General features: G+C 44.7%; 1 protein-coding gene and 1 pseudogene. Both read right to left on the bottom strand.

Annotation, left to right across the window (positions count from 1 at the left end):
- Window positions 1-181 (bottom strand): transposase (locus L5L77_RS22605; protein ID WP_263143585.1); only part of this gene is annotated, 181 nt, incomplete at its 3' end.
- Between the two features lie 67 nt (window positions 182-248).
- A pseudogene (locus L5L77_RS22600) lies at window positions 249-615 on the bottom strand (IS5 family transposase); the annotation flags it as partial.

The following is a 615-nucleotide window of genomic DNA, read 5'->3' as shown; positions in this document are numbered from 1 at the left end:
CTTCTAAGGTGATGCCTTGTTGCAGGGCTTCGTGTTTTTCCTTCCAGTTGTAAAGCAGGCTCGTGCTAACTCCAAGAGACTTTGCCGCATCGGCAACGCTATAACCTTGTTCTAGCACCATCAAGACAGCTTCATCTTTAAATGCCTGGGGATAACTCTTATGTGATTTCTTCAGACTCATATAGACCTCTTAATTTATTGACCATACTGTCTCAAAATTAAGTGTCCGATGGGATTAGACCAGAACAATGATAACCATACCGTTTTTTCCATTGCTTATTTGAGCCATGAAGCTGTTGCCAACTGACGGCTAAGTTTCGTGGATGTCCTTGTTCCCATAGTGCAGCACCTTCCCTAGGTGGAATGAGCACTAAAGCGCGTTTTCGACGAACGGCTTCGTGACAGGCTTTTGTGTCGTAAGCACCATCACCCGAGATATTGCGGATTTTTCGATGGGTTTGCTTAAGTAAATTGGGCATCACTTCTGCGTCTGTTACACCTGATAAACTGAGTTCTGCGGCAATAATTTCATGGCTATGTGTATCTACGGCAATATGCAGTTTGCGCCACACTCGGCGCTTTACATCTGTGCCATGTTTCTTCACTTTCCACTCA

It is taken from the genome of Shewanella sp. SM29 (assembly GCF_025654245.1).
In the GTDB taxonomy this organism is placed as follows: Bacteria; Pseudomonadota; Gammaproteobacteria; order Enterobacterales; family Shewanellaceae; genus Shewanella; species Shewanella oncorhynchi.
Note: the sequence above shows the minus strand (reverse complement) of the source record. Positions and strands in the feature narration are given on the sequence as shown.